The sequence below is a fragment of the Blastomonas sp. CCH1-A6 genome (genome assembly GCF_001556365.1).
GTDB lineage: Bacteria > Pseudomonadota > Alphaproteobacteria > Sphingomonadales > Sphingomonadaceae > Blastomonas > Blastomonas ursincola.
In genome coordinates this window covers 1-3,150 of the sequence record NZ_LSIS01000022.1, presented here as the reverse complement: position 1 = coordinate 3,150, position 3,150 = coordinate 1, and the positions used below count along the sequence as shown (strand labels likewise).

General features: G+C 61.3%; 4 protein-coding genes. All 4 read right to left on the bottom strand.

The features are described 5' to 3' along the window. Positions 1-1,434, bottom strand: a 1,434-nt coding sequence (locus AX735_RS00780; protein WP_231749972.1) for a DUF4942 domain-containing protein, incomplete at its 3' end; no start/stop codon positions are given. A gap of 2 nt (positions 1,435-1,436) precedes the next feature. Then, on the bottom strand, positions 1,437-1,697 hold the full coding sequence (locus AX735_RS00775) for a hypothetical protein (RefSeq protein ID WP_008831823.1): 261 nt from the start codon (positions 1,695-1,697) through the stop codon (positions 1,437-1,439). A gap of 398 nt (positions 1,698-2,095) precedes the next feature. Beyond that, entirely contained in the window at positions 2,096-2,332 is a 237-nt protein-coding gene (locus AX735_RS00770; RefSeq protein WP_008831822.1) for a hypothetical protein, read from the bottom strand. 288 nt (positions 2,333-2,620) lie between these two features. After that, on the bottom strand, positions 2,621-3,150 hold a 530-nt coding region (locus AX735_RS25500; RefSeq protein ID WP_231749971.1), incomplete at its 5' end, for a hypothetical protein.

Genomic DNA, 3,150 nt, shown 5'->3' with positions numbered 1-3,150 from the left:
CGCAAGCAAAACAGTGTTCACGTTGGTTCCGGCGTGGGCGAAAGAACCGGGGGGAAGGTCGATCCATTTGCGACCGTGGAAATAGATCGCCTCGCAACCAGCGATCATGCGGTGTAGCGCCTTGTGGCGCTGATCCTCGCCATACTCTGCCCGCGCGCTCATGATTGCCACCAGCACGCCTCCCGGTTTGAGAAAGGCGAGGGCATGGCGCACATGGTCACAGTCGCGGCCTCGATCAAAAGGCGGGTTCATTATCACCGCGTCGAACGGTGCGTAATGGGCCGGGTCCAATGCGAGAAAATCGCCCTCGATCGCATCGGCAAAGCCGTGGATTACGCGTAGTTCGTGGGCGAAGCCGGGTTGCAGCTCCACGCAAGTTACATCGGCACCAGCGTTGCGCGCGGCCGAAGCAAGCGCGGCCTTTCCCGCGCTAGGCTCTAGAACGCGCTGGCCTGTGCTGATCCTCGCATGTTCGATGACCTGGGCGGCGATCTCCGGGGAAGTCATGAACGCGCCGAAGTTCTTAGCGGGCGTGATATGATAGGCCGGGGCCGCTTCTGCCTCGGTCGTCTCATAGCCATCACCGATAGCCTCGCCGTAATATTCCGCGAGCAACAGATTCACGCTCTGCAGAAGGTCGTCACGCTCGAACCATATGTGCAGATTCCCATTCTTGAAGACGCGAACGCGGAAATAGTCGCCCTCGATCACGGTTGGCAGCGATCCGCGCACGCGTGCCGAATCGGCAACCTGTGAGGCGATGCTGTGGCCCTCTGAAACCGGGGGCTTTTCGTCCAGTTCCAGAAAGACGCGCTCCACGTCCCGCAACGTGTCGCGGCGCTCGTAGCGGTCCCATGATCCCCATTCGTTCAAGGCGCGGTCGATGATGAGACGCGCGCCGATCTTGAAACCGTTGTGCGAGCGAAAGCGGCGATCCAGCTTGGCGAAGACGTTGGCGATGCCGCGCAAATAAAGGTCGCGCCGGTTGGTCCAGATATTCCCGAAAGTGGCGGCGCAGTTGTCGGGCGTGAACGGCACGGGATCATCGCGCAAGCCGTCATGAAACTCCTTGCGGGCCTGCTGATCTAGCAGCTGGTCAAAACCCAGCTGCTCCATGAGGGCCGCCCAGCACCGGCGGTCCATCGTGTGCGTCAAGACGCGCTCGAAATTGTCGCGTGCGTCGATGGTCTTGCGCGCTCCCGTCTCCTTGTCGCGCTGGTCGATAGGCTGCGACTGGATAAAAGCGCGGGTCAACGTGTCCTCGGTCCAGTCGCGGCCACATGACAGCGACAGTGCGCCGCCAAGGGTCAGGCGGGCCGCCTCGTCGCGGGTTGCATGGTAGGTGTCATAGAGGCTGAGCCAAAGGGCTATGGCCTTGTCTCGGCCGTCGCAAATATCCGCGATCTGCGCGGGCGTCATAAGCTCCTGGCCCATGTTCACGCCCCCCCGACAATAAGAGCACCAAAGCCGAAGCCCTCGGCGGCGTCCTCGATGGTGGTCACAAGGCCGTCAAAATCTTCCTCCGGCCCTAGTAGGTCGGCAATCTCGATGACAGCGGGAAGGTCAGCGCCATGATTTTCGGCAAGGTCTTTGATGTAGCCAAAGCGGTCGAAATTGCCCTCTTCCTCATAGCGAGTGAGCGGGATGGTGCGGGCGGCGTTGATCCGAAGAATTGTGGCCAGCGGAATGTCGGTCATGTGCTGTTTTCCCTGCCTAGAATGGAGCCGAAGGCGATGACGGGTCATCGACTTCTGCCCAGCGGCGAGCAGGGCCGGGGAATGCCGCAAATCAGGGCCGATCAGGGGGGAGGGGAATCACCCGTCCTGCACGGAGCGAAGCGAAGGAAGGGCGGGGAAACCCGCCTGATCGCCAAGCGAGGCCGCATAGCGGCCGAGACGGTCCAGCCCTTGCGGCAGGGGGCAGGAACAGGCCCCGAAGTCGAACAGCGGGCGCGGCGGCATTGCCGCCTCAATCTAGGAAAAGCGCCCGCCAGGTCATAGCATAGCGGCGACCTAGCGGGCGCTGCGGCATGTCGCCGGCGACATGCCCAACGGATAGCGCCGGAAGCATCCGAGTAATCGGATCCTCCGTCAGTTTAATTGCCCGAGCGGTTGCGCGACACGTCCGCATAAGGTTTGCGGCGGCACTGGCTGCACCGAAGCCGCGCGATGAGTTCGTATATGCGGGTATCGAAAGAAATGCGGCGTGAGCGGGCGAAGTCGCCCAGCGGGGCGACGACGCGGCGACCGCAAGCGCACTGGATGCGCAGATAGCAGCCTTGCCGATACCAGATAGGATCAATGGGCTTGGGGCGGTTGTAGTTCGCGGCCATTGGGCGCTTATGCGCCAAACGGAACAGGAGGGGAACGCGCCGCGCGCACGCCGGCTATTGGATTGGCAAGGGAAAAGGGCTATATAGGCAATGCTTCGTGTGCTGATTCATTTCACGCACCTACCTGAACCCGCCGTGCTGTCACACGGCGGGTTCAAACTTTTAGGGCGGGCGGCCCTGTCAGACCACCCGCCCCGCTGGATCAGCCCTTATCGGACTTCCCCAGCTTCACAATTGCAATCACGAGCGCGACGGCTGCGATCGTCAATTGAGCTGCTTCATATGCTGTCAAATCACATCACCTCCTTTGAGCGAGAGGATTTGCGAAAGGCCGCTGTCACAGTCCTTCGCCCTCGCTCGATGAAGGCTATACAACGGATTGACGACAATGCGCGCGAAACGCTCTTCACATTTTCGTGAAGCCATTGGATGATCGCCGGCGACCGTTGATGAAAAGGGGAAGCTATGGGCCTCGTATCGCAGGTTAGCGCCGATGACCGGGAAAGCGCATGGCGAATAGTCCGTCATCGCGAAATCATGGAACGACTGATTCCGCTTTGAGCCGTGCTCGGCGTTGCGCTGGTGTTGATGGGCGTGGACCTGGGCGGGCGTCTGCTGTGGACGCTGCCGATGATCGGATATGTCTTTGGGGTGATGGCGGTCGATCATGGCCCTGATTACCGCGCCGCGAATTATTGGGTGCCGGTCCTGGGAAGCCAAGCGGCGGCGCTGCTGCCTCTCATCACCAAATTCTAGATCTCTCTGGAGCGGTGGCAGCTGCCACCGCTCCACGCGCGTCAAGCTCTGCCCTCGAAGCG